This is a genomic window from Microbacterium sp. M, from assembly GCF_045181065.1.
Classification (GTDB): Bacteria; Actinomycetota; Actinomycetes; order Actinomycetales; family Microbacteriaceae; genus Microbacterium.
This window is the reverse complement of record NZ_CP173721.1, coordinates 2957765-2982257: the sequence shown is the minus strand read 5'-3', so window position 1 is coordinate 2982257 and position 24493 is coordinate 2957765. Positions and strand designations below refer to the sequence as shown.

Below are 24493 nucleotides of genomic sequence, written 5' to 3'. Positions count from 1 at the left end.
AGGAGACGCCGTGAGCGACGCCATTCTGCTGTCCGTGTCCGAGGGGATGGCGCGGCTGACGCTGAACCGCCCGAGCCGACTCAACGCTTTCAACGCCGACCTCGCGCACGCCTGGCGCGATGCGACGATCGAGGCGACGACCCGCGATGACGTAGGCGCGATCCTGGTCGACGCCGCCGGACCCGCGTTCTGTGCGGGCGGCGACGTCCTCGACATGGCGAGCACGATGGGTTCCGGTGCGGATATCACGGCCCTCGCCGAGGTCATCAATTCCGGTATCAGGGCGCTCGTCGAATCCGACGTCCCCGTCGTGACCGCAGCGCACGGTACGACCGCCGGCGGCGGGCTGGGCATCCTGCTCAGCGGCGACTACGCCGTGGTCGGGAGCCGGTCCAAGCTCGGCAGCCTGTATGCGAACATCGGGCTCACCCCCGACCTGTCCGTATCGGCTCAGCTCGCACGCGCCGTCGGCGAGCGGCGTGCGCTGCAGCTGGTCCTGCAGGACCGCCTGCTCTCGGCGCAGGAAGCACTCGACTGGGGGCTCGTGGCGGAGATCGCCGAAGGAGCGGATGCCGCGGACGAGGCACAGCGGGTCAGGGCGCGTGCCGAGGAGATCGCCCGGTTCTGGCTCGCCGGTGCCGCAGCCGCATACGGTCAGGCCAAGCGGCTCGTGCGATCCCAGCCGTCGCGGACGTTCGCCGAGCAGCTCAGCGAGGAGGCGCGTTCGATCGGCGCCTCCTTCGACACCGCGGACGCGAAGGCGCGGGTCGCGGGATTCGCGGCCGCGTCCGCCAAGCGGGGCTGAGGCGGTTCTCCCGCGCGTCGGACCGGCATGGCAGGATGAGAGCACGCAGGCCGACGAGAGGATCGCCATGTCGCAACCGGAGGAAGTCGCAGTCGCGAAGCCCAACGCATCGCTGCTGATCAGGGGGGCCATCTGGATCGCCATCGGCGCGCTGATCGCCGCTGCACTGGTGTGCGTGGTGTGGGTGCTGATCGGAGACCAGGACGGTCTGATCGGTCGCGCGTTCCTCACGATCCTCCTGCTGGCGGGATTCGCCGGGATCGCGATCCTGGAGGCAGGGCTCGCGCCGAACCGCCCGGATTGGCTGGCGCTGACCAGCATGATCACCTGGATCGTCGCGCTGCTCGTCGGCGCCGTGAAGATCTGGCTGCCCGACGACACCGGCTACTTCGGCGGCGGCGCCGAGCGGTTCTTCCAGCTGCTGCTCGTGGTGGGCATTCTGCAGCTCGCGCTGCTGCACGTTCGCCTGTTCAAGCCGGCGGCCGAGCGCTACATCACCGTGTTCACGCGGGTCATCTACTACCTGACGCTGGTCTTCCTCGTCGCTCTCGTCGGCATGCTGGTGTTCTTCCTGACCTTCCCGCACACGTTCACCTACAACGATCTGTATTGGCGGATCGTCGTGGCCCTCGCGATCCTCGCCGCCGTCGGCACCACGCTGATTCCGCTGCTGAACGCGCTGTTCGCGCCGAAGAAGCAGAAGGCCGCCGTCGCCGCTCCGGCGCAGCAGTGGCCGACCTACGGCGACGGCGTGACGCCGCTGCCCGTGCTCGCGGACGGCACTCCCGACTGGAACGCCTACTACACCGGGTACCCCACCGCGCAGGCACCGGCGGCTCTGCCGACCGCCTACGCCGGCGATCACGGCTACGCTGCGGCACCGGTCGCGCAGGGCTACTCCGAAGCGCAGGCGCCGGTCTGGCCGGCGCAGGGTCAGGCGCCGGTCTGGCCCGCGCAGGAGCAGGCTCAGCCATGGCCGGTTCAGGATGCCGCGGCGCCGGCAGCGCAGTGGCAGGCGGCGCCTGAGCAGGCAGGATATCCGGAGCCCGCTGCCGAGCAGCCCGCGCCGACGTCGCAGCCGCAGGCACCGGAACAGCCCGAGCAGCCGGTCGAGCCCCCGCAGGCTCCGGCACCGGTCGATGAACCGCAGCAGTCGAGCGCGTTCGCGCCACCGCCCCCGGCGCCGCCGGCGCCGCCGGTCGTCCCGCCCGCGGCTCCTCAGCAGTGAGCGCGGCAGAGGTCGACGCCGCGCAGCTGCATGCGCTCGCGGTGGACATCGCTCGTGAAGCGGGCGAACTCGCGAAGCTGCGTCGATCCGTCGGCGTCGCTCTCGCGGCGACGAAATCGACGCTGGCCGACATCGTCACGGAAGCGGACCGCGAGGTCGAGGACCTCATCCGGGCGCGCGTGGCCGCCGAGCGTCCTGGCGACGGATTCCTCGGGGAGGAATCAGGAGCGGATGCCGGTGGCAGCGGTGTGACGTGGGTGGTCGACCCGATCGACGGCACCGTGAACTATGCCTACGGCATCCCGTCGTACAGCGTGAGCATCGCCGCCGTGCGGGGATCGGCCCAGCCCGGGGCGTGGGAAGCGCAGGCTGCCGCGGTCTGCGCGCCGGCCCTCGGCGAGCTCTTCTCGGCCGTGCGCGGGGGAGGAGCGTGGCAGGACGGGCGCGCTCTACACGTCACGACCGAGACTCCGGCCGGAGCGCTGCTCGCCACCGGCTTCGGATACGATCCGACGACGCACGACGGGGATCTGCAGACCGTCCGCACGGTCATGCCGATCGCGCGCGACCTGCGTCGGGGCGGCTCCGCAGCCCTCGACCTCGCCTACGTCGCGGCCGGCCGCCTCGACGGGTACTTCGAGCGCGGGCTCAACCCGTGGGACTTCGCGGCCGGCGCACTGCTCGTGGAAGAGGCGGGCGGGCGGGTCAGCCGACTCGACACCGCATCGCGGCGTCCGATGCTGATCGCCGCCGGCCTCGAGGTGCATGACCGCCTGGTCGGGATCCTCGGCTGACGAAACGGTGCCTCGTTCATGGCATTCTCAGCGACCACACTGTAGTGTTTATCCATTCGTTACCTTCGTCGCCCGAAGACGCAGGTGAGTAAGCGCCCCCGAGCTTGACCGAAAGATCCCCGTTTTGCCCTTCGATACTTCCCCGGCTGAGAGTGCGCCCACGCGCCGCTCGAGCCGCCACCGCATCGCGGCTTCCGCGACCCCGGTGGACGAGGTGACCGCTGGTGAGATCCACGTCGCTCCGACCGAAGCCGCCCCTGCCGCGCCCTCGTCGCGACGGGCGGCTCGCCAGCGGGCGACGCAACCGGTCGCGATCCAGTCGTCCGAGTCCGAGACGCCAGCGCCCCCGGCGATCGATCTCTCCCCGATGCCGGCGAGCCGCCGTCGAACCCAACAGGCAGACGCGCCGGCCATCCCCACTCCGGATGTCCCCGTCGCGTCGATCCTGGCGGAGTCCGTCGTCATCGTGACGTCGCAGACAGGTCCGGTCGATCTGCCGGAGCACGTTCAGCCCGAGGCCGTCGTCCCCGAAGAGCCTGCTGACGCGAAGCCGGTGGCATCCGAGCCGACTGCGCACGAAGATCTCTTCACCACGGCATCTCAGACCTTCCGCACCCAGGCCGTGCCGGTGGTGGCGGACCAGCCCGCCGCTGAGCCGGTCGAGGACGACGCCGAGCCGGTCGCCGAAGCGCACGTCGCGCCCCGTCGCATCCGCCGATCGAAGGCGCGTAAGCTCGCCGCCGCCGGCGCGACGATCGGCGTGATGGGGATCGCCGGTCTGCTCGCGGTGTCCATGACCCTTCCCGCCGAGGCCGTCGCCGCAGCGCAGGGACTTCAGTCGACTTCTGCGATGTCGCTCGTCGCGGCTGGCACCGACGTCCCCGGCGATGACGCATCCGACGAGGAGATCCAGGCGTACGTCGCCTCCTCCGATGTCGCAGACCCGAACCTGCAGCGCAGCGAGGACTACTCGACCGTCTCGCTCGTCGACGTCGCGGCAGAAGAGGGCATCCAGTACTCGGATTCGCTCTACACGAACGACCCCGAGGCCGAGATCCAGTGGCCGTTCAAGGTCGGTGTGGCGATGAGCTCGGGATACGGCCCGCGCAGGGGACGTCTGCACGCAGGCATCGACCTGGTGCCGGGCAACGGCGCGCCCATCCAGGTGATCGCTGACGGCACCGTCCGCATCGCGACGGAGTCCGGCGGCGCCTATGGCGTGACCGTCTACGTCGATCATGTCATCGACGGCGAGCTCGTGACGAGCCACTACGCGCACATGCAGTTCGGCTCGCTGCGGGTCAAGGCGGGCGACAAGGTCGAGGTCGGCGACATCGTCGGCCTGGTCGGGAACACCGGCCGTTCGTACGGCGCGCACCTGCATTTCGAGATCATCATCAACGGCTCGACGGTCGACCCGCTGCCGTGGATGCGGGAGAACGCCGGACGCTACGACGGGGTCTCCCCGGTTTCGTGAGTGGGCACGAGATCTGGTATTCTCGTGTGGTTGCCTGAACAGGGCGACAACGCCCCGATAGCTCAGTGGTAGAGCACTTCCATGGTAAGGAAGGGGTCGTCAGTTCAATCCTGACTCGGGGCTCGCAGCATTCGCTTTCGCGAGATGAATGCCTTGCGGCAGGGTAGCTCAGTTGGTGAGAGCGCACGACTCATAATCGTGAGGTCGCGGGTTCAAGCCCCGCTCCTGCTACAGATGAAAACCCCCGGTGAAGCCGGGGGTTTTGTCGTTGGTGGGTCGCCGCTCACACCGCGGCCGCCGCTTTGGTGATCGGCGGGTGCGCCCCGGCATCCTGAGGGTCGAACTCGGCACCTCCGAGCATGAAGATCCCGCGCTGGGGCATCCAGAAGTCGCCCAGCCGAGTCTGCTCGCGAAGCGGCGCCACCGGACCGAGATCCTCCCCGTGCAGGGAGGCGGAAGACTCCCCGACGACCCACATGCGCGCCACTCTCGCCCTGAACCGCTGGTGATTGGGCGTGCGACCGGTCATGCCTATGCGCCCCGCACGCAGTGAGGGGCCCGCGATGCCGCCCAGCGCCGAGAGGAACATGCTGCTGCGCCAGAAGCCGTCAGGAAGGGCTCCTGCCATGCCCGACATCATCCGGGTCGTCCCGGTCTCGGTCAGGACGACGTCCCAGCGCAGGTCGATGTCGTCCTCGATGCGCACGGTGAAGGCGAGGTCCCCGGTCCAGTCCACCGCGATCGGGTGAACGGATGTGGATTCCAGGGCGCTGCCGAAGTATCGAGGGCAAGACAGCTGCGGGTCGATCGTCGTGTAGATCGTCCATGCGCCGGCGGGGGTGCGCGACCACACCGAGGTGTAGCCGGGCCCGACGGAGGTCACCGGAAAGCGCCGGAGACCCAGGACATGGCCGGATGCGAACGGCAGACTCATCAGGGCATAGCCGGAGAACCTCTCTGACGCGCCGGAAAGGAGGTCGTCGTGGCTTTCGGCGACGGCTGCGAGGTCGCGGGCGCTGGGCATGATGCCTCCGCTGCTGACGCTACTCCGGAACGGGGGCGGGGGACAGGGGATGATGCGATGAATGAGTCGAGTCCGCGTATCGGTCCGGATTTGGCAAAGTGCATGGCACAAATATGAACGAGCCATCTCCAGAGCCCCGGATTCTCTGTGAAACCAGACCGAAACATGGCACGGAAGTGGCACAGTGCTTGCCGCATCCGCGAGCCCGTTCATACAGTTCGAGCAGGCGAGCGACGACCCGCCACCACCCGTTCGGATCATCGGCCGCTGTCCGTCAGGCCGTGACCCACCCACCCGGCAACCTGGCGGCCCCCGAAATCCGCCAATGGAGGCGACATGACGAATACCGCAACCCACAAGAAGACCCCCGCGAAAGCGGCGATCGCGTCCTGGGTCGGCACCACGCTGGAGTACTACGACTTCGCCGTGTACGGCACCGCCGCTGCTCTGGTGTTCAACGTCCTCTTCTTCCCCGAAGAGCTCCCGGCCGGGATCAAGGTCCTGCTCAGCATGGCCACATTCGCCATCGGGTTCGTGGTCCGTCCGCTCGGTGCCTTCATCCTCGGCCCACTGGGCGACCGGTTCGGCCGGAAGTTCGTGATGATGATCACGCTCTTCGGCATCGGTGCCTGCACCTTCCTGATCGGCTGCCTGCCGACCTACGACCAGGTCGGCATCCTTGCGCCGATCCTGCTGGTCGTCATCCGCATCCTTCAGGGACTCTCGGTGTCGGGCGAGCAGGCCAGCGCGATCACCATGACTCTCGAGCACGCCCCGGACAACCGCCGGTCGTTCGCGACGAGCTTCGTGACGAGCGGCTCGGCCTCGGGCGGGCTGCTCGCGACCGCTGTCTTCATCCCGTTCGCCGCACTCCCGCAAGAGGTTCTGCTGGGTTGGGCGTGGCGGGTCCCGTTCTGGCTCTCCGCGGTGGTCGTGGTCGTCGCGTACATCATCCGACGCACGCTGGAGGAGCCGCCGGCGTTCCTCGAGACCCAGGCGATCAAGGTGAGTCTGTCGCCGCTCAAGCAGGCCACACGATTCCACTGGGTGACGATCACTCGCATCGCCGCCTGCGCGATGATCGCCGGTGTCAGCTACCTGTTCGCGTCGTTCTCCATCTCGTTCGCGACCGTCGGATACGGGTTGGACCAGGCGACGATGCTGTGGGTCCCGGTCTGCGCCAGTTTCCTGGCCATCCTGTACACGCCGCTGGGCGGTGTCCTCGCAGACAGGATCGGCCGTCGGACCGTGTTCATCATCGGCGCGGTCGGAGCAGGGCTCACGACGGTTCCGTATCTGTGGGCGATCACGCAGGGCAACTGGCCGCTGATCTTCGTGCTCGGAATCCTCTGCAACGGATTCTTCTACTCGACCGCGAACGCGGCCTGGCCGGCGTTCTTCGCGGAGATGTTCCCGAGCCGGGTGCGCGTCTCCGGCCTCGCGACCGGTACCCAGATCGGGTTCGCCATCGCCGGTGCCATCGGCCCCGTGGCGTCGACCGCGCTCGCCGGAGCCGACCTCACGAACTGGGTGGGCCCGGCCGCGCTCGCCATCGGGCTGATGCTGATCGCCACGATCTCGGCGCTGACCGCCAAGGAGACTCGTCGTTACACGCTCGATGAGATCGACGACGTGCAGCAGACCCAGCTCGAGAAGGACACGGTCACGGCAGCGATCGTGCTTCCTGCCGCACGTTGAGATCTGCGCACAGCGCCCCGGACCGTCCGACGGTCCGGGGCGCTGTGCGCATCCGCCGACGGGGTCAGCCCTGCAGGGGGCCCGTCGACGCACGCACCGTGAGATGCGCCGAGATGTGATCGATCCGATCGGAGCGGTCCCTGGTCGAGAACCGCCCGATGAGCATGTCGACAGCAGCCCGTCCGGCGCTCTCGCCCGGTGAGGTGACGGTGGTCAGCGGCGGGTGGGAGAACGACGAGCCGAAGATGTCGTCGCACCCGACGACGCTGAGATCGCCGGGGACGGACACTCCCAGCTGGCGGAACCGATCCAGGGCGCCGATGGCGAGCACATCGTTGAAGAAGATGCATGCTGTCGCCCGCGTCAGCACAACGGCATCCGCCGCGGCCGCACCGTTCGGGAGCGTCGGCTGATACCTGCCGACGGTGACGAGTTCGACATCCAGCGCCGCTGCCGCGCCGGCGATGGCCTCGAAGCGCACGTGATCCGTCCACGATCCGTGCGGGCCTCGGACATACGCGATGCGCGTGTGTCCGAGGGACTGCAGATACTGGAGCGCCTGCGCGAGTCCCCCTGGGGTATCGATGACCACACCGGACAAGCCGGGTGCCTCCCTGTTGATGAGGACGGTCGGAGCGATCTGAGCGACCGATCTCAGCGTCTCGTCATCGACTCGCGGGGACGAAACGACGATCCCGTCGACGGTTCTCGCCATCTCACGCAGCCACTGCTCCTCCATCGGCAGCGACTCCTCGGTGCTCACCATGAGGTGCAGATAGCTCGCCGCGCGGATCTGCGCCTGCGCTCCGCGCGTCACATCGAGATTGAACGGATTCGTGAGATTGGGCAGCACCAGCGCGATCGTTCCGCGTGCCAGCCGGTCGTCGCGTGCGGGGAGGAGAGCTGACGTGTACCCCAGCTCCTGAGCCTTGCTCGTGATCTTCTGGTACATCCCCGGGCTGACGCGGTTCGGGTTGGAGAGCGCCCGGGACACCGTGGACGGCGCGACGCCGCACGCCTCGGCGATTTCCGTCAACGTGACGCGCCGTTGGACCCTTCGTGCCGGGATCACCATGCGAAACCTTCCTGGTCAGGGAGACAATGACACAAACGTGGCACAGAACGTGCCATCCAGGAGGAGTATATCCGCATGATTCAGGGAGCAAAACGTCTCGTTCGGCACAGAAATGGCAGGATCTCGAACCGCTCGATGCCAGAGCTCTAGCCTGATGAGGACAGCGCAGGAACTCGGAGCGGAGGTGGCCATGAGCCGGAAGATCGACCTGGTCGCGGATCTCGGTGAGGGATTCGGGCCGTGGCGCATGGGGGACGACACCGCCCTTCTGGACGTCCTCACCTCGGCGAACATCGCGTGCGGATTCCACGCCGGCGACCCGCAGATCATGGATCAGACCGTGCGGGCGTGCGTGCAGCGCGGCGTCGGTATCGGCGCCCATCCGTCGTTCCCCGACCTCCAGGGATTCGGACGCCGCGACATGGGGCTGACGGCCGAAGAAGTGCGCACCGACGTGCTGTACCAGTTCGGCGCCCTTCGGTCGATCGCAGCCTTCCACGATGCTGCGGTCACGCACATCGCGCCGCACGGGCGCCTCGGAAATCTCGTCGCGGTCCGCGAGGACTACGCGGATGCCGTCGCGACCGCTGCGCGCCGGATGAACTCCGACCTCATTGTGCTGGCTCAGGATGGAAAGCTCGCTGACGCGGCTCGGGCGGCAGGACTGCGCGTCGGCATCGTCGGCATCGCCGACCGGGCGTACGAGGACGACGGCACGCTGGTGAGGCGGAGCGAACCGGACGCCGTGATCCACGACCCGGACGAGATCGAGCGGCGGACCGTGCGCATGGTCGTCGACGGCGTGATCGAAAGCCGCAACGGTGTGCTGATCCCGGTCGCGTGCGACACGGTCCTGGTCCACGGCGACACCGAGGGAGCGGTCGTGCTCGCGAAGCGGATCCGGGCGGGTCTCGAGTCCGCCGGTGTGAGCATCGCACCGCTCGCGGACTGGCTGGAGTAGGGCTCATCATGGCTGAAGCCCCCGTCATCATCTCCGCCAGCGGCGACACCGCGCTGCGCGTCGCCAGCACCATGGCGGACCGCGAGGCCGGCTGGCGGCTGGTTCATCACCTCGCCCGTTTCTTGGAATCGGCCGCCGTCCCCGGCGTCGAGTGCGTCATCCCGACGTATGACGCTGCCCTGATCGAGATCGACCCGCTCGACGTCTCGCTCGATCGACTTCGCGATTTCCTGACGCACGTCGCGGCGGGGATCGACTTCGAGCGGCCGCTCAGCGAGAACCCGCGCACCTTCGATGTTCCCGTCCTCTACGACGAGGACGATTCGCTCGACCTCGCGGACGTCGCACGGGCACAGGGCATCGAGATCTCCGACGTGATCCGTCTGCACAGCGAGCCGACCTATGTCGTCCGGTGTCTCGGCGCGCCAGGCGGATCGCCCATGCTCGACGGGCCGGCGTTCCCCGAGCCGGTGCCGCGTCTGTCGAGCCCTCGTGCCCACGTGCCGCAGGGGGTCGTGTCGGTCGCCGGGCGTCAGGCCACGATCACCCCCGCGGCGGCACCAGGCGGATGGGCACTGATCGGACGGACCCCGCTGACCGTCCTGGACCTGGATGCCGAACGGTTCGTCCCCTATGCGCCCGGCGACCTCATCCGATTCCGCCCCATCGGGCGAGACGAGTACGACGCACTGCAGGGCACCAGGATGAGTGCGCTGTGAACGCAGGACAGCTGACCGTCATCGAGGCGGGATCCACGCAGCTCACCGATCTCGGGCGCCGGCGAGGGCCGAGCTACGGTGTGCCGGTGAACGGCGCGCTCGATCAACGAGCCGCTCGCATCGCGAACATCCTCGTCGGCAACGCCGAATCGGCACCATTGCTGGAGGTCACCGCGCTGGATCTCGAGTTCGTCGCCGACGTCGATATCCTCATCGCGGTGTCCGGTGCACACGCATTCGTCACGGTGGACGGCGTCGCACGGGAGCGCAATCAGCCCGTCTCGGTGCGTGCGGGAGAGCCCGTGGCCGTGCGCGGCATCCAGGGAGGCCTGCGCTCCTACGTCGCCGTGCGGGGCTCGTTCGACGTGCCGCTTCTGCTCGGCAGCTGCGCACCCGATTCTGTGCTGGGCTTCGGCGGACGGCTCATCGTCGGGGCCAGGATCCCGGTGCAGTGCGAGACGGCCCCGATCATCAACGACCACTTCAGCGCGGAACTGTACCGCCTGGCCGTCCCGGCCGCACCGGCGGGCTTCGTCGTCGATATCACCGACGGCCCGGACGTCGAGGACTTCGCGGACACCGCCGAGCGGATCTTCGAGCGGCCGTACCTGGTCGGCGCGGCCAGCAACCACATCGGTCTGCGCATGACCGGACCGCTTCCCGTGCGTCGGTCACGCGAGGAGGTGCTGTCGCGCGGCGTGCCGGTCGGAGCGGTCGAGGTGCCGCCGGGAGATGAACTGCTCGTGCTGCACCGCGGACGCGGTGTGACGGCCGGCTACCCGGTGCTCGCGGTCGTCACCTCGTACTCGCTCGATGTCCTCGCCCAGATCCGTCCAGGACAGCAGCTCCGCTTCCGCCGCGTGACGGCCGCGGCCGCCGCCGCACGGGTGCGTGCCGATCGTGCTGCGCTCGATGCCCTTCGCATTCGCACCGACAGTGTCTTCACGGCGCTGGAGGCATTCTCAGATCCATCCTCCGAAAGGACCGTTCCATGACCTTCTCCGACTATCGGGTCGCCGTCGTCACCGGCGCGACCAGCGGCGTCGGCCGCGGCGCCGTCGATCTCTTCCTCGCGAAGGGCCTCACCGTGCACGCCATCGCGCGCGACGAGGCGCGCCTGGCGGCGCTCGCTGAGAAGGGCGTCATCACGCATGCTCTCGACGTGCGCGACACCGACGCGCTCACCCGCGCGCTGGCCGGCGTCGAGGCCGATGTGGTGCTCAACAGCGCCGGAGTCAGTCGTGCCGGCAACATCCTGGACTCGACGGCCGATGACATCGACGACATGATCGAGGTCAACCTCGGTGCCGTCATGCACATCCTGCGACTGCTGTACCCGGGCATGGTGGAGCGCGACCGCGGGCACGTGCTCAACATCTCCTCGATCGCCGGGCACTACAACTTCTTCGGCCACACCGGGTATCACGCGACGAAGGCCGCAGTGCATCAGCTCTCGCGCCAGCTCCGCAACGACGCCCTCGGCAAGCGCGTGCGCGTCACAGAGCTCAGCCCAGGACGGATCGAGACAGAGATCTTCTCGCGCAACCTCGGAGGCACGCCCGAGACGGATGCCGAGGCGTGGGCGACCTACTACGAGGGCTACGAGTCCCTGACCGTGGAGGATCTCGTCGCCGCCATCGACTACGCGGTCGACGCGCCAGCGCACGTCAATGTCGGCCTCATCGAGCTCATGCCCACATTCCAGGTGCCCGGCGGCCTCACGTTCGACCGCCGCCGACCGGAAGCCGAGTAAGGACATCATCATGGTTCACGTCACAACGAAGATCGAGCGGGCCGCGGCATCCGACGTCGCGCGCATCGGAGATTTCACCGCTGCCACCATCCACGAGGCGCAGGGGCGCCGCGGCGCCATCGCGTCGAACATCAAGCCGATCGACCCGGAGACCTCGTTCGTCGGCTCCGCGTTCACGGTCGTCTGCGCGCCGCGCGACAACCTCATGCTCCAGGTCGCGATCCACTACGCGCAGCCTGGTGACGTGCTCATCGTGTCGGCCGGCGAGTTCGCCGAAGCGGGCATGTTCGGCGACGTGCTCGGCAACGCCTGCAAGGCGAAGGGCATCGCGGCGCTGGTGACGGATGCCGGCGTGCGCGACACCCGCGAGCTGCGCGAGCTCGGGCTGCCGGTGTTCTCCGGGAGCGTGTCGATCAAGGGCACGGTGAAGGAGACGCTCGGAGCGCTGAACCAGCCCGTGGTGTTCGGCGGAGAACTCATCCGCCCCGGTGACATCGTCAAAGGCGACGCGGACGGCGTCGTCGTGGTCCGTCGCGAGGAAGCGCGCGAGGTCGCCGAACTCTCCGCAGCCCGTGATGCGCATGAGGCGGAGCTCATCGAGAAGTACTGGGCGGGGGGCACGACGATCGAGCTGTGCAATCTGACCGAGGTGCTCAAGGCCAAGGGGCTGACCACCGACATCGAGGACGCCTCATGACCGGCATCCTGTCCTCATCGTTCCACGCGGCCGACAGGCTGGTGCGCATCAACCCGTCGCCGAGCACTGCGGCTGCCGCACGCGTGCGCGAGCTCAAGGCGGCGGGTCGCCGCATCCTCGATCTCACCGTCGGGGAGCCCGACTTCGACACTCCCGAGCACATCAAGCAGGCTGCCATCGCCGCGATCGAGGCAGGGGAGACCAAGTACACCCCTGTCAACGGCACTCCGCAGCTGCGCCAGGCGATCCGCGCGTCGTTGCGCCGCACGCACGGCATCGAGTACTCGGATGCCGAGCTCACCGTCGGCGGCGGCGGCAAGCAGGTCATCTTCCTCGCGCTGATGGCCACGGTGGATGTCGGCGACGAGGTCCTGATCCCCGCGCCGTACTGGGTGTCGTACCCGGACATGGTGCGCGCGAACGACGGCACGCCGGTCATCGTGCCGACCTCTCCCGAGGACGGGTACAAGCTCACGCCCCAAGGCCTCGAGGCCGCGATCGGCGAGCGCACGACGTGGCTGATCCTGAACAGCCCCGGCAACCCGAGTGGTGCCGTCTACACCGCGGACGAGCTCGCGGCGCTCGCCGAGGTGCTGCGGCGTCACCCCGCGGTCTCGGTTCTCTCCGACGAGATCTACAGCGAGATCTCGTTCACGGGTTCTCCGGCGCCGAGCCTCGCGGCTGTCGCCCCCGATCTCCGTCATCGCGTCCTCGTCGTCACGGGGGTGTCGAAGTCCTACGCCATGACCGGATGGCGCCTCGGATATGCAGCAGGCGACCCCGCGCTCATCGGGGCGATCAACACGCTTCAGTCGCAGACATCGTCCTGCCCCTCTTCGATCAGCCAGGCCGCGGCCGCGGCCGCGCTGGCCGGCCCGCAGGATTTCATCGCGGAATCGGTCCCGGTGTACCAGGCGCGTCGGGATGCCGCGGTCGCCGGCCTGCGATCGATCGACGGTCTGGTCCCTGCTGTGCCGGACGGAGCCTTCTACCTGTACGTGGACTGCTCCGGGCTCATCGGCAAGCGCACGACAGACGGAACCGTGCTGGAGGACGACCAGGACGTGACGCTGCATCTGCTGGATGAAGCGGGCGTCGCCGTGATCCAGGGGTCGGCCTACGGTCAGTCCCCGTGCTTCCGGATATCGTTCGCGACGGACCTCGGCACCATCACGGACGCGGTCGATGCGATCTCCGAAGCCGTCGGAGCGCTGCGGTGAGCGACTCGGCACGCCTGCGCGTGGCCGTCGCCGCCCCGCTCGCCCCCGAACTGTGCGAACTGCTGGTGGCACTCGAGCCGCGCATCGAACTCCTCGTCGATCAGGAGCTCCTCCCGCCGATGCGGCATCCGGCGGACTTCGCGGGTGACCCCTCGTTCGCGCGGACCCCGCGGCAGCAGAACGCCTACGAGTCGATGCTCGACGGCGCGGACGTTCTCTACGGCATCCCGGATGTGGATCCGGTCGCCCTCGCGCGCACGGTCCGCGGCAATCCGCAGCTGCGCTGGGTGCACACGATGGCGGCCGGCGGTGGCGGACAGGTGCGAGCCGCGGCGCTCAGTGACGAGGAGCTCGACAGGGTGGTCTTCACCACGTCAGCGGGTGTGCACGGCGAAGCGCTCGCCGAGTTCGCCGTGTTCGGTGTGTTCGCCGGTGCGAAGCACCTCCCGCGCCTCAGGGAACAGCAGCGCAACCGCGAGTGGAGCGGCCGCTGGATGATGTCGCAGCTCTCGGCGCAGACCGTCCTGGTGCTCGGACTCGGCGGCATCGGCGCATCGGTCGCGGCGAAGCTGTCGGCGCTCGGGGTGACCGTCATCGGGACCTCGCGCTCCGGTGCGAGCGCACCGGGTGTCAGCCGAACGGTGCACCCGGATGACGTGGCAGAGGTGCTTGCGCACGTCGACGCCGTGGTCACCACCCTGCCGGGGACCGACGCCACTCATCACCTGATCGGTCGGGATTTCCTGGCGGCGCTGCGACCGGGGTCGACGGTCGTCAACGTCGGTCGCGGCACGGTCGTCGACGAGGCCGCTCTGCTCGACGCGCTCGATCGCGGTATCGTCGGATTCGCCGCTCTCGACGTGTTCGAGGTCGAGCCGTTGCCGGAGGAGAGCCCGCTCTGGGAGCATCCGCGCGTTCTGATCAGCCCGCACACCGCGGCGCTCACGGATCTCGAGGATCGCCGCATCGCCGAGCTCTTCGCCGAGAACGCCACCCGGTTCTTGGACGGCGCTCCCTTGCGGAACGTCGTCGACACCGTCGAGTTCTATTGACCAGCGCAGAGGATGAGAACATGACCAACCCCTTCGATCTCACCGGGCGACGCGCGCTGGTGACCGGCTCCAGCCGCGGCATCGGCCTGGCGATCGCGCGGTCCCTGCTCGACAGCGGAGCGCACGTCGTCGTCCACGGCCGAGGTGCGGATTCCGCTGGCGCGGCAGCCGCCGCACTCGCGCAGGAGTACGGCACGGATGCCGTCTCGTCGGTTGCCTTCGACGTCACGGACGAGGATGCCGTCGCCCACGGCATCCAGCAGCTCGAAGAGGTCGGTGCGCTCGACATCCTCGTGAACAACGCCGGTGTGCAGCACAGGGAACCGATGCTCGATGTCAGCCTCGAGGACTGGGATCGTGTTCTGCGCACCAACCTCACGAGCGCGTTCCTCGTCGGGCGGGAAGCCGCGCGCGCGATGATTCCGCGGGGTCACGGCGCGATCGTGAACATCTGCTCGGTGCAGACCGATCTCGCCCGTCCGACGATCGGCGCGTACACGGCTGCCAAGGGCGGGCTGCGCAACCTCACCAAAGCGATGACGGCCGAGTGGGCGCCGCACGGCGTCCGGGTCAACGGCGTCGCCCCCGGTTACATCCGCACCGAACTCACGCAGACGCTCGTCGACGACCCGGCTTTCAACTCCTGGGTGCTCGGTCGTACGCCGGCCGGGCGCTGGGGCGAACCGGAGGACATCGGCGGTGCGGTGGTCTGGCTCTCCTCGGACGCCGCACGCTTCGTCACCGGGCAGGTCGTCTTCATCGACGGCGGAATGACGGCGGTGGTGTGATGACCACCGACAACCACGCGATCGTCATCCATCAGGAAGGCGACCTTCGCATCGATGAGATCCCGTCCCCGGTTCCGGCGCCGGATGAGGCCGTGATCGACGTCGTGTACGGCGGCATCTGCGGTTCTGATCTGCACTACTGGCGCCACGGCGCAGCGGGGGAGTCGATCCTCAGAGCGCCGATGGTTCTCGGGCACGAGGTGGTCGGCGTCGTCCGCACAGCGGCTCCGGACGGGAGCGGCCCCTGGGTCGGAGCGCGGGTGGCCGTGCATCCGGCGACACCTGCGAAGGAGTATCTGCGTCATCCCGCGGACCGGCCGAACCTCTCGGGAGGCGGATATCTCGGTTCGGCTGCGCGGTTCCCGCACCGCGACGGCGCGTTCGCTCAGCGGGTCGCACTGCCCACCAGGATGCTGCGGGTGCTCCCGGACGAGATCGATCTGCGGGAGGCAGCCCTCATCGAGCCGGCCAGCGTGGCCTGGCACGCCGTCTCACGGATCGGCGACGTCACTGGTCTGTCCGCACTCGTGGTGGGGTGCGGCCCGATCGGGCTCCTCGCGATCGCCGTGCTCAAGGCGCGAGGCGCGAGCGAGGTCACGGCGGTCGACCTGCACGACCGACCGCTCGAGGTCGCCAGGGAAGTCGGTGCGGATCGGGTGCTCAAGCAGCCCGACGACGCCGACGTCGCAGCGATCGACGCGGATGTCGTGATCGAGTCGTCAGGTCATCACAGCGGACTCGACATCGCGATCCGCGGCGCGACGCGGGGTGGTGCGATCGCCATGGTCGGCCTGCTGCCGAGCGGCCCGCAGCCGGTGCAGATCTCGCTGGCGATCGCCAGGGAGCTCGATCTGCTCGGGTCCTTCCGCTTCAACGACGAGATCGACGAGGTGATCCGCGCGCTCGCCGACGGGGCGCTCGCGGTCTCTCCTGTGGTCAGTCACGTCGAGTCGTGGCGATCGGCGGAAGGGGCATTCGCGATCGCCGCGGATCCGACGGTCTCCAGCAAGGTGCTGCTCGACTTCCGGCATTGACCGCTGGGAGCCGCGGGGCCCTCGCCGCTCGGTAGAGTTCTGAGCATGTCTGCGACAAGGGTGTTGTTCATCGGCGGAACCGGAATCATCTCCTCGGCGGCGAGTGCGCTTGCTGCGGAGCGGGGCATGGAGGTGACGCTGCTGAACCGCGGGCAGTCGCGCCGCGCGCCGGCAGACGGCATCGAAGTGCTCACGGCTGACATCTCGGATGCCGTGGCCGTCGACACCGCTCTCGCCGGCCGCGAGTTCGACGTCGTCGCCGACATGATCGCGTTCACGCCGGAACAGGTGCAGCGCGACCTCGACCGCTTCGAAGGGCGCACGGGGCAGTACGTCTTCATCAGCTCGGCGTCGGCCTATCAGAAGCCGGTCGCACGCCTTCCGATCACCGAGTCGACGCCGCTGCGCAACCCGTACTGGCAGTACTCGCGCGACAAGATCGCATGCGAGGATCTGCTGTCGTCCGCGTACCGGGAGCGCGGTTTCCCCGTGACGGTGCTGCGTCCGTCCCACACATATGACAAGTGGACGATCCCTGCTTTCGGCGGCTGGACGGCGATCGACCGCATCCGTCGGGGTGAGGAGATCATCGTCCACGGCGACGGCACCTCCCTGTGGACGCTGACGCACTCGCGCGACTTCGCCGTCGGCTTCGTCGGCCTGCTGGGCAACTCTCTCGCCTACGGCGACACATTCCAGATCACGAGCGACTTCGTCTACACGTGGAACGAGATCTACTCGATCCTGGGGCGCGCGGCCGGTGCCGAACCTCGGATCCGCTACGCGACCAGCGCCGCCATCGAGCAGGCAGCGCCCGAGCGCGCCGGTCAGCTCACCGGCGACATGGCGCACTCGGTCGTGTTCGACAACACGAAGATCCGCAGCGTGGTGCCCGACTTCAACCCGACGACCGCGCTGCATCAATCCGCGCGGGAGATCATCGACTGGCACGACGCGCATCCCGAACTGCAGCGGGTCGATCCGGGGATGGACGCCCTGTTCGAGCGATTGCTCGCATAGCAGCCGGGCTTTCGACGGCGCCGCCTGCTCAGGCCGCTCTCCCACTCCGCTCGATGAAGTCCAGCGTCAGCGGCGCCGCCACGGCCGAATGCGTCTCTAGCAGCAGATGCCCGGCGTCGAGGACATGGGCCTCCATTCTCGACAGGTCGTGCATCCATGACACGGTCTCGGCCCAGCGAGTCACGCAGGTCGCGTAGTCGGTGACCAACGCCCGTTGGATCTCCATCTGTCCCGGCAGGTTCAGCACCTGCCAGTCCTCCTCCCCGCGCTCGGCCGGGATGGACGCGGTCACGTCCGAGGGGGCGCCGGACAGGTACATGCCGCCCCATCCCCTTAATTGTCGCTCTTGACAACTTATTCTCCTCACGCCTACGCTTCAGAAAGTCTCGATTGCAGTTCCGAAACTTTTAGTCGGATCGAGCGACACAGCCAACATCTCGAAGAGGAGAATCATGGTTCATTCCATGCGTAGGACAGGGTGGGTCCGAACGGCGGCGGCGGCAGGGGCGGTAGCAGCGCTCCTCGCGACCAGCGCGTGCACATCCGACAGCGGTGACGCTGCGACCGAGGTCGACCTCGAGGCGCAGTCGGTCGGCGCGATGGAGGATTTCGCCGCGGATGAGCAGTTCAAAGCCACCGAGGCCATCGACATCTCGATGCTCTGGACCGACTGGCCCGAGGTTCCGGTCACGGACGACTGGCAGATCTTCGACGAGATCGAGGAGCGCACCGGGGTCTCGATCGATCTGACGCACATCCCCTTTAGCGATGCGACCGAAAAGCGCAGCCTGCTCATCTCGGCCGGTGATGCGCCGACCGTCATCCCCCTCGTCTACACGGGGGAGGAGGCGCCGTTCGTCTCGTCCGGCGCCGTGCTGCCGATGAGCGACTACGTCGAGTACATGCCGAACTTCCAGAAGTACGTCGAGGAGTGGGATCTCGGCGACATGATGGAGCGCCTCAAGCAGGCCGACGGCAAGTACTACATGCTCCCGGGCCTCCAGGAGGTCTCGGTCCCGACCTTCTCGCTCATCATCCGCAAGGACATCTTCGATGAGGTCGGCGCCCCGGAGCCCGACACCTGGGAGCATCTGCGTGAAGGCCTCGAGCTGATCAAGGCGAAGTACCCGGACTCGAAGCCGCTGGCCGATGGATTCGAAGGCCAGTCGATGCTCAACTACGCCGCTCACGCGTTCGGCACGCAGGCCGGCTGGGGCTTCGGTGAGGGCACGATCTGGAACGAGGACAAGGGCGAACTCGAATACGCGGGAACCAACGAGGGCTACCGCGACATGGTCGAGTTCTTCCACGGTCTCGTCGAGGACGGTCTGCTCGACACCGAGTCGTTCACGGCATCCGATGCCGGCGGCGGAGCCGCGAACGTGTCGGAGAAGATCGCGAACAACCAGGTGTTCGCGGCATCCGGAGCGAGCGGCACGGTCAACGAGTTCGCGACGGCGCTGGATGCGACGGCTGGAGCGGGCAACTACGAGCTCGTCCAGATCGCGCCCCCTGGTGGCGAGGCCGGCATGATCGTCGAGCCCCGCAACTTCTGGAACGGCTTCATGCTGAGCTCCGACATCGCGGATTCGCCGAACTTCCTCGCGACGCTGCAGTTCCTCGACTGGCTCTACTACAACCCCGACGCCAACGAGATGATCCGCTGGGGCATCGAGGGCGAGACGTACGAGAAGGCGGAGGACGGCACGATCACTCTGAACCCGGAGTTCTCGCTCGATGCCTTCAACATCAACCGAGGCGCGGCGACGGACATCAAGACCGACCTCGGATGGTCCAACGACGTGCTGGCCGGCTCGACCGAATCGCGTGCGCTGAAGGAGTCGTACAACTCGCCGCAGTTCGTCGACTACGTCGACACGGTGCTCGAGTCCCGCACGCCGCGTGACCCCAGCCCGCCGGCTCCGCTCGACGAAGCCGAACTCGAGCAGGCATCGCTGATGTCGACGCCACTGTCGGATTCCGTGCGCACCGCGACTCTGCAGTTCATCCTCGGTGACCGCGACCTCTCGGAGTGGGACGCCTATGTCGCGGAGATCGAGGCTGCCGGAGTGCAGAGCTACCTCGACCTCATCAACGGCGCCCGCGAACGGTTCGCGGAGGAGAACGGCTGAGACGCTCCGGTGCCGCCGACTGCGCGTCGGCGGCCCCGGGCCCGTCGAGGACGACGACCATGACTTCAACGACGACCGACGCGGCTGCTCCAACGCAGCCGCAGAACGATCCGCCACCGGGTGCGACCACCACCCGCGTCATCACGACCGCAGGAAAACCGTCTCGGCGCTCGCGCCGGCAGGCCCGCACACCGTGGCGCAAAGCGCTGCGCCGCGACTGGCAGCTCTACGCGCTGGCCCTGTTGCCGGTGATCTTCCTGCTGATCTTCCGGTACATCCCCATGCTCGGAAACGTCATCGCGTTCCGGAAGTTCCGCCCCGGCGGCAGCATCTTCGGCGAGGAGTGGGTGGGTCTGCGCTACGTGCAGATGTTCATCAACGATCCCGCGTTCTGGCACGTTTTCTGGAACACCGTCATCCTCGGCGGACTGACGCTGGTCGTGACCTTCCCGTTGCCGATCCTCCTGGCTCTACTGCTCAACGAGGTGCGCAAGCGCTCGTTCAAACGCATCGTGCAGTCGATCTCCTATCTGCCGCACTTCCTGTCCGTCGTGATCGTCGTCGGCATGGTGATGCAGCTGCTGTCGCTGCAGGGCACGGTCAATCAGGTCATCGAGGCGATGGGCGGGGAGGCGATCCCGTTCCTGCAGCGCCCCGAGTGGTTCCGCACGATCTACGTCGGATCCGAGGTCTGGCAGACCGTGGGCTGGGGGACGATCCTCTACCTCGCGGCCCTCACGACGATCGACGAGTCGCTCTACGAAGCCGCTCGCATCGACGGCGCGAATCGTCTGCAGCAGACCTGGCACGTGACTCTTCCCGGCATCCGACCCACCATGATCACGCTGCTGATCCTCAACATCGGCGCGTTCCTCAACGTCGGGTTCGAGAAGGTGCTGCTCCTGTACAACCCGCTGACGTACGAGACGGCGGATGTCATCTCGACGTACCTCTACCGGGTCGGCCTCGTGTCGAACAACCTCAGTTACGCCGCCGCGATCGGACTCTTCCAGGCCCTCATCGGCCTCGTGATGGTCCTCGGCGCGAACTTTCTGTCCAAGAAGATGGTGGGAACGAGCCTGTGGTGACCATGACAGAGCGGATGCCGACGCCGCCCAGAACCGTCGGTGTGAGGGACTCGGTCGGGTACCGCGCCTTCACGATCATCAATACGACGCTGCTCGTGCTGGTGTGCGTCGCGATGCTCTACCCGTTCGTCACGGTGCTCGCCCAGTCGTTCAGCTCGGCGGGCGCGATCAAAGCGGGCCAGGTGAGCTTCTGGCCGGTCGAGTTCAACGTCGACACCTACGCCGCTGTGATGGGCAACGGCATGTTCTGGCGCAACTACGGCAACACCGTGCTGTACACCGTCGTCGGCACCGCCATCGCGATGGCGCTCACGACGACGTACGCGTATGTGCTCTCCAAGCATCACCTCCGCGGGCGGGGGGTGCTCATCGGCGTCGCCGTGTTCACGATGTTCTTCAACGGCGGCCTCGTGCCGAACTACGTGCTCATCTCCTCGCTGGGCATGAAGAACACCATGTGGGCGATCGTGCTGCCCGGTGCGATCTCGGTGTTCAACCTGCTCGTGATGAAGTCGTTCTTCGAGAACCTTCCGCACGAGCTCGAGGAGGCCGCCCAGATCGACGGCCTCGGCTGGTTCGGGATCTTCACCCGCATCGTGCTGCCGCTGTCGAAGGCGGTGATCGCGACGATGATCCTCTTCTACTCGGTGGCCTACTGGAACGACTGGTTCGGAGCGTTCCTGTATCTCGACAAGAACGAGCTGTTCCCGGTGACCCTGTTCCTGCGCAACATCATCGCGGGGGCGTCGACGACGGCGACCGAGAGCGCGGCGGCGGGCGGAAGCGCCGCCGATCTGAACCCGAACATCCAGTCGGTGACGATGATCCTCACGGTGATCCCGATCCTGTGCATCTATCCGTTCGTGCAGCGCTTCTTCGTCTCGGGCGTCATGCTCGGTTCGGTGAAGGGCTGATCATGGCGGAGAGGCTCGTCGCAGAGGTCGGCACCGGGGTCGTGTCCAGGGCCGCCGCGACCATCTATCGCTGGATGGTGCTGGCCGCCTTCCTCGCCCTGTGCGGTGCGCCGACCGTGCTGGTGTGGATGGCGCTGGGGCTCACGGAGGGGGCGTCGTCGATCTTCTACGTCGCGGCGCTCCTCCCGATCGTGCCGGCGCTCGCGGCCACGCTCTACGCGCAGCGCACCTGGGAGGAGGAGCCTGATCTCCGCCCTGCTCGTCCGTTGTGGCGCGGCCTCGTGCGGAATCTGAAGGACGTCCTCGCGTGGTGGGTTCCCGTGCTCGTGATCGCCGGCATCCTGGTCGTGAACGCGACAGCCGGCGCCGCAGCGCCCGGTGGCGCGATCCTCCAGCCCATCGCCATCGTCCTGCTCGTGGTCCTCATACTGTGGTCCGGTCACCTGCTGGTCGTCACGAGCTACTTCGCGTTCCGCACGCGTGACGCGATGCGCATCGCCGCAGCCGAACTCTTCACGCAATGGCGCACGACGCTCGCGTTCGCGTGCCTGGCGTTCGTGGCGGCGACGGTCGTGACCATGACGTCAGAGGCCGTGCTGCTGCTGTGCGCGTGGGCCTTCGCGCTGCTGCTGCGCGTCATCTCCCGCCCTGTCGAAACCGATGTGAGATCGAGGTTCACCCGATGACCGATGTCCAGACCTCCACCCGTTACCGTCACCGCGAAGCGGATGCCCGTGTGCTCGTGGTCGATGCCGAGGGCAGGCCTCTGCGCGATCACGACGTGACCGTTGCGCAGGTGCGTCACGAATTCGGATTCGGATGCACGGCTCCCGGTGTTCCGGGCGAACAGGCGCTCGGTCAATGGCTCGACCTGTTCGACACCGCGACGCTGCAGTTCTACTGGGGGCGCTACGAGCCCGAGCCAGGGCAGCCGGACGTCATCGCGCTCACCCGCCGCGCCCGCGAACTCGCCGACCGCGGAGTGCGACTCAAGGGACATCCGCTCGTCTGGCACACCGTCAAGGCGCCGTGGGTCGATCGGCTCCCGCTCGACGAGGCCGAGCGGGCCCTGCGCGGCCGGATCCGTCGCGAGGTCGGCGACTTCACCGGACTCGTCGACACCTGGGACATCGTCAACGAAGCCGTCATCATGCCGCGCTTCCAGAACGAACCGGACGGCATCCGCAACGCCATCACGCGGCTCTGCGAGAAGTACGGCCAGGTGGAGTTCATCCGCATGGCCGTCGACGAGGCGCGTTCCGTGAACCAGGACGCCACACTCATCCTCAACGACTTCGATCTCGGGCCCGACTACGAACGGCTGATCGGCGACGTGCTGGATGCCGGAGTCCGCATCGACGCGATCGGCCTGCAGTCGCACATGCACAAGGGATACCGCGGCGAGGAGCAGGTGCACGACATCTGCGAGCGATTCGCACGCTTCGGTCTGCCACTGCACTGGACGGAGACGTCGTTGCTGTCCGGCGACCTCATGCCAGGGCACATCGAGGACCTCAACGACCACGTGGTCGACGACTGGCCGTCGACGCCCGAGGGCGAGCAGCGGCAGGCCGACGAGATCGTGCGGCACTACCGCACCCTGGTCGAGCATCCGGCCGTCGCGGCGATCACGTACTGGGGATTCGACGACGCCACCGCCTGGCTGAACGCTCCGAGCGGGCTCATCCGCCGCGACGGGTCTCCGAAGCCGGCATACGACGCGCTCCGTGACCTCGTGCGGGGCGAGTGGTGGTTCGATGAGCTCCCGACCCGCACGGATGCGGACGGTCGCCTCGCTCTGAAGGCGTTCGCCGGCGACTTCGAGGTGTCGGCCGACGGCCGACGAGGCGCCGTCGCCGTCGGCACCGGAGAGTCGTCGGTGCGGGCCATCCTGAACGAATGAGGATGCCGGAGGCCGGCCGCGTTTCGCGCGTAGGATGGGACGCACGTTCCGGCGGGGAGAGAAACAGAATGGCACGAGGCGGCGCGACGATCGCGACGATCGCGAAAGAGGTCGGCGTCTCCGTACCCACCGTCTCCCGCGTGCTCAACGGGCGAAGCGACGTCGCCCCGGCGACGCGCCGCCGTGTCGAAGAGGCACTGGCGCGGCACGAGTACCGCAAGCCGGTCGGTGCGGCATCGCCCACCAAGGCCGACGGCCTGCTCGACCTCGTCTTCCACGAGTTCGGCAGCGCCTGGGCGCAGGAGATCATCGTCGGCGTCGAGAAGGCGGCGGCCCCTCGCGGCGTCGGCGTCGTCCTCAGCGAGCTCGGCGGCTCGCACCGCCCGCCGCAGGAGTGGATCGACAGCATCACCTCGCGCGGCACACGCGGGGTGCTGCTCGTCCTCTCCCGGCTGGATGACACGCAGCAGCGCCAGCTGACCGCGCGATCGATCCCCTTCGTCGTGCTCGACACCGACGGCGAGACTCCGGCCGGCGTTCCAACGGTCGGCTCGAACAACTGGAACGGGGCGCTCTCCGCGACCCGTCATCTGCTCGAACTCGGGCACCGGCGCATCGCCGTCATCTCCGGTCCGGAGGCCGTGCTGTGCAGCCGTGCCCGCGTCGACGGGTTCCGCAGCGCGCACGGGGAAACTGGTCTCGAGGTCGATCCGTCGCTGGTGAAGTGGGGCACCTTCGAGGTCGCCGCAGGCTACGAGCACGGCCTCGACCTCCTCGGGCGTCCCGACCGTCCGACCGCGGTCTTCGCCGGCTCCGACTCGCAAGCCCTCGGACTCATCCGGGCAGCGCACGAGCTCGGCCTGCGAGTGCCCGCCGATGTCTCGGTCGTCGGCTACGACGACCTGCCGCTGGCTTCCTGGCTCGCCCCGTCGCTCACGACTGTTCGCCAGCCGCTGTCCGAGATGGCGGCGCTCGCGACCCAGATGCTCATGACGCTGTCCGACGGACAACCGCTGGCGTCGCAGAAGGTGGAGCTCGGGACCGAGCTGATCATCCGGGAGTCGACGGCACCGCCGGCGGCGTAGAACACGAAGCTGTACACGAATCGAGC

24 protein-coding genes and 2 tRNA genes are annotated in these 24493 nt (G+C 67.9%); 23 read left to right on the top strand and 3 right to left on the bottom strand.

Annotated elements, in window-relative coordinates:
* The first annotated feature begins 10 nt into the window (after nt 1-10).
* The 6 genes from ACI7YT_RS14700 to ACI7YT_RS14675 all read left to right on the top strand — a co-directional run bounded on the left by ACI7YT_RS14700 (nt 11) and on the right by ACI7YT_RS14675 (nt 4535).
* Nucleotides 11-805 (top strand): enoyl-CoA hydratase/isomerase family protein, encoded by a 795-nt coding sequence (locus tag ACI7YT_RS14700; RefSeq protein WP_406246430.1) that lies wholly within the window; start codon nt 11-13, stop codon nt 803-805.
* A gap of 67 nt (nt 806-872) precedes the next feature.
* The gene (locus ACI7YT_RS14695) at nt 873-2033 is read left to right on the top strand and encodes a hypothetical protein (RefSeq protein ID WP_406246429.1); all 1161 of its coding nucleotides are present in this window, start codon (nt 873-875) and stop codon (nt 2031-2033) included.
* The gene (locus ACI7YT_RS14690; RefSeq protein WP_406246427.1) at nt 2030-2827 is read left to right on the top strand and encodes an inositol monophosphatase family protein; all 798 of its coding nucleotides are present in this window, start codon (nt 2030-2032) and stop codon (nt 2825-2827) included. The genes ACI7YT_RS14695 and ACI7YT_RS14690 overlap by 4 nt, the downstream gene beginning before the upstream one ends.
* A gap of 205 nt (nt 2828-3032) precedes the next feature.
* A complete protein-coding gene (locus tag ACI7YT_RS14685) occupies nt 3033-4304 on the top strand; it encodes a peptidoglycan DD-metalloendopeptidase family protein (protein ID WP_406246425.1) in 1272 nt (423 codons plus the stop codon).
* A 51-nt stretch (nt 4305-4355) separates the two neighbouring features.
* Nucleotides 4356-4427, top strand: a tRNA-Thr gene (locus tag ACI7YT_RS14680).
* A gap of 34 nt (nt 4428-4461) precedes the next feature.
* Nucleotides 4462-4535, top strand: a tRNA-Met gene (locus ACI7YT_RS14675).
* A 52-nt stretch (nt 4536-4587) separates the two neighbouring features.
* On the opposite strand, the gene ACI7YT_RS14670 is transcribed toward ACI7YT_RS14675, so the two are convergent.
* Entirely contained in the window at nt 4588-5328 is a 741-nt protein-coding gene (locus ACI7YT_RS14670) for a hypothetical protein (RefSeq protein WP_406246423.1), read from the bottom strand.
* A gap of 336 nt (nt 5329-5664) precedes the next feature.
* On the opposite strand from ACI7YT_RS14670, the gene ACI7YT_RS14665 reads away from it, so the two are divergent.
* Nucleotides 5665-7026 carry an MFS transporter gene (locus tag ACI7YT_RS14665; RefSeq protein WP_406246421.1) on the top strand — a complete coding sequence of 454 codons (1362 nt, stop codon included), beginning with the start codon at nt 5665-5667 and terminating at the stop codon, nt 7024-7026.
* 64 nt (nt 7027-7090) lie between these two features.
* Here ACI7YT_RS14665 and ACI7YT_RS14660 read toward each other — a convergent pair whose 3' ends face one another.
* Entirely contained in the window at nt 7091-8101 is a 1011-nt protein-coding gene (locus ACI7YT_RS14660) for a LacI family DNA-binding transcriptional regulator (RefSeq protein ID WP_406246420.1), read from the bottom strand.
* 190 nt (nt 8102-8291) lie between these two features.
* Here ACI7YT_RS14660 and ACI7YT_RS14655 point away from each other — a divergent pair, with 190 nt between their 5' ends.
* From ACI7YT_RS14655 to ACI7YT_RS14610, 10 genes are read left to right on the top strand one after another with little or no spacing between them, the layout of a single operon-like run.
* Nucleotides 8292-9062 (top strand): LamB/YcsF family protein, encoded by a 771-nt coding sequence (locus ACI7YT_RS14655; protein WP_406246418.1) that lies wholly within the window; start codon nt 8292-8294, stop codon nt 9060-9062.
* Between the two features lie 8 nt (nt 9063-9070).
* Nucleotides 9071-9781 carry an allophanate hydrolase subunit 1 gene (locus ACI7YT_RS14650; protein ID WP_406246416.1) on the top strand — a complete coding sequence of 237 codons (711 nt, stop codon included), beginning with the start codon at nt 9071-9073 and terminating at the stop codon, nt 9779-9781.
* On the top strand, nt 9778-10776 hold the full coding sequence (locus tag ACI7YT_RS14645; RefSeq protein ID WP_406246414.1) for a biotin-dependent carboxyltransferase family protein: 999 nt from the start codon (nt 9778-9780) through the stop codon (nt 10774-10776). The genes ACI7YT_RS14650 and ACI7YT_RS14645 overlap by 4 nt, the downstream gene beginning before the upstream one ends.
* Complete coding sequence (locus ACI7YT_RS14640; RefSeq protein ID WP_406246412.1) at nt 10773-11534, top strand: SDR family oxidoreductase; 762 nt, start codon at nt 10773-10775, stop codon at nt 11532-11534. The genes ACI7YT_RS14645 and ACI7YT_RS14640 overlap by 4 nt, the downstream gene beginning before the upstream one ends.
* A 10-nt stretch (nt 11535-11544) precedes the next feature.
* Nucleotides 11545-12231, top strand: a complete 687-nt coding sequence (locus tag ACI7YT_RS14635; protein ID WP_406246410.1) for a 4-carboxy-4-hydroxy-2-oxoadipate aldolase/oxaloacetate decarboxylase — start codon at nt 11545-11547, stop codon at nt 12229-12231.
* Nucleotides 12228-13451 carry an aspartate transaminase gene (locus ACI7YT_RS14630; protein WP_406246408.1) on the top strand — a complete coding sequence of 408 codons (1224 nt, stop codon included), beginning with the start codon at nt 12228-12230 and terminating at the stop codon, nt 13449-13451. The genes ACI7YT_RS14635 and ACI7YT_RS14630 overlap by 4 nt, the downstream gene beginning before the upstream one ends.
* Nucleotides 13448-14503, top strand: a complete 1056-nt coding sequence (locus tag ACI7YT_RS14625) for a D-2-hydroxyacid dehydrogenase (protein WP_406246406.1) — start codon at nt 13448-13450, stop codon at nt 14501-14503. The genes ACI7YT_RS14630 and ACI7YT_RS14625 overlap by 4 nt, the downstream gene beginning before the upstream one ends.
* Nucleotides 14504-14523: 20 nt before the next feature.
* Nucleotides 14524-15291 (top strand): glucose 1-dehydrogenase, encoded by a 768-nt coding sequence (locus ACI7YT_RS14620; protein WP_406246404.1) that lies wholly within the window; start codon nt 14524-14526, stop codon nt 15289-15291.
* On the top strand, nt 15291-16325 hold the full coding sequence (locus ACI7YT_RS14615) for an L-idonate 5-dehydrogenase (protein ID WP_406246403.1): 1035 nt from the start codon (nt 15291-15293) through the stop codon (nt 16323-16325). The genes ACI7YT_RS14620 and ACI7YT_RS14615 overlap by 1 nt, the downstream gene beginning before the upstream one ends.
* A 45-nt stretch (nt 16326-16370) precedes the next feature.
* Entirely contained in the window at nt 16371-17345 is a 975-nt protein-coding gene (locus tag ACI7YT_RS14610) for an NAD-dependent epimerase/dehydratase family protein (RefSeq protein WP_406246401.1), read from the top strand.
* A 28-nt stretch (nt 17346-17373) separates the two neighbouring features.
* Here the strand turns inward: ACI7YT_RS14610 and ACI7YT_RS14605 are convergent, their stop codons facing one another.
* The gene (locus ACI7YT_RS14605; RefSeq protein ID WP_406246400.1) at nt 17374-17664 is read right to left on the bottom strand and encodes a hypothetical protein; all 291 of its coding nucleotides are present in this window, start codon (nt 17662-17664) and stop codon (nt 17374-17376) included.
* A gap of 133 nt (nt 17665-17797) precedes the next feature.
* On the opposite strand from ACI7YT_RS14605, the gene ACI7YT_RS14600 reads away from it, so the two are divergent.
* The 6 genes from ACI7YT_RS14600 (at nt 17798) to ACI7YT_RS14575 (ending at nt 24467) form a co-directional block, all read left to right on the top strand.
* Entirely contained in the window at nt 17798-19477 is a 1680-nt protein-coding gene (locus ACI7YT_RS14600; protein ID WP_406246398.1) for an extracellular solute-binding protein, read from the top strand.
* A gap of 59 nt (nt 19478-19536) precedes the next feature.
* Nucleotides 19537-20565, top strand: a complete 1029-nt coding sequence (locus ACI7YT_RS14595) for an ABC transporter permease (protein WP_406246396.1) — start codon at nt 19537-19539, stop codon at nt 20563-20565.
* A gap of 2 nt (nt 20566-20567) precedes the next feature.
* The gene (locus ACI7YT_RS14590) at nt 20568-21479 is read left to right on the top strand and encodes a carbohydrate ABC transporter permease (protein WP_406250592.1); all 912 of its coding nucleotides are present in this window, start codon (nt 20568-20570) and stop codon (nt 21477-21479) included.
* 2 nt (nt 21480-21481) lie between these two features.
* On the top strand, nt 21482-22165 hold the full coding sequence (locus tag ACI7YT_RS14585) for a hypothetical protein (RefSeq protein ID WP_406246394.1): 684 nt from the start codon (nt 21482-21484) through the stop codon (nt 22163-22165).
* The gene (locus tag ACI7YT_RS14580; protein WP_406246392.1) at nt 22162-23382 is read left to right on the top strand and encodes an endo-1,4-beta-xylanase; all 1221 of its coding nucleotides are present in this window, start codon (nt 22162-22164) and stop codon (nt 23380-23382) included. Before ACI7YT_RS14585 ends, ACI7YT_RS14580 begins: the two co-directional genes overlap by 4 nt.
* 68 nt (nt 23383-23450) lie before the next feature.
* Nucleotides 23451-24467 (top strand): LacI family DNA-binding transcriptional regulator, encoded by a 1017-nt coding sequence (locus ACI7YT_RS14575; RefSeq protein WP_406246390.1) that lies wholly within the window; start codon nt 23451-23453, stop codon nt 24465-24467.
* Nucleotides 24468-24493: the final 26 nt, after the last annotated feature.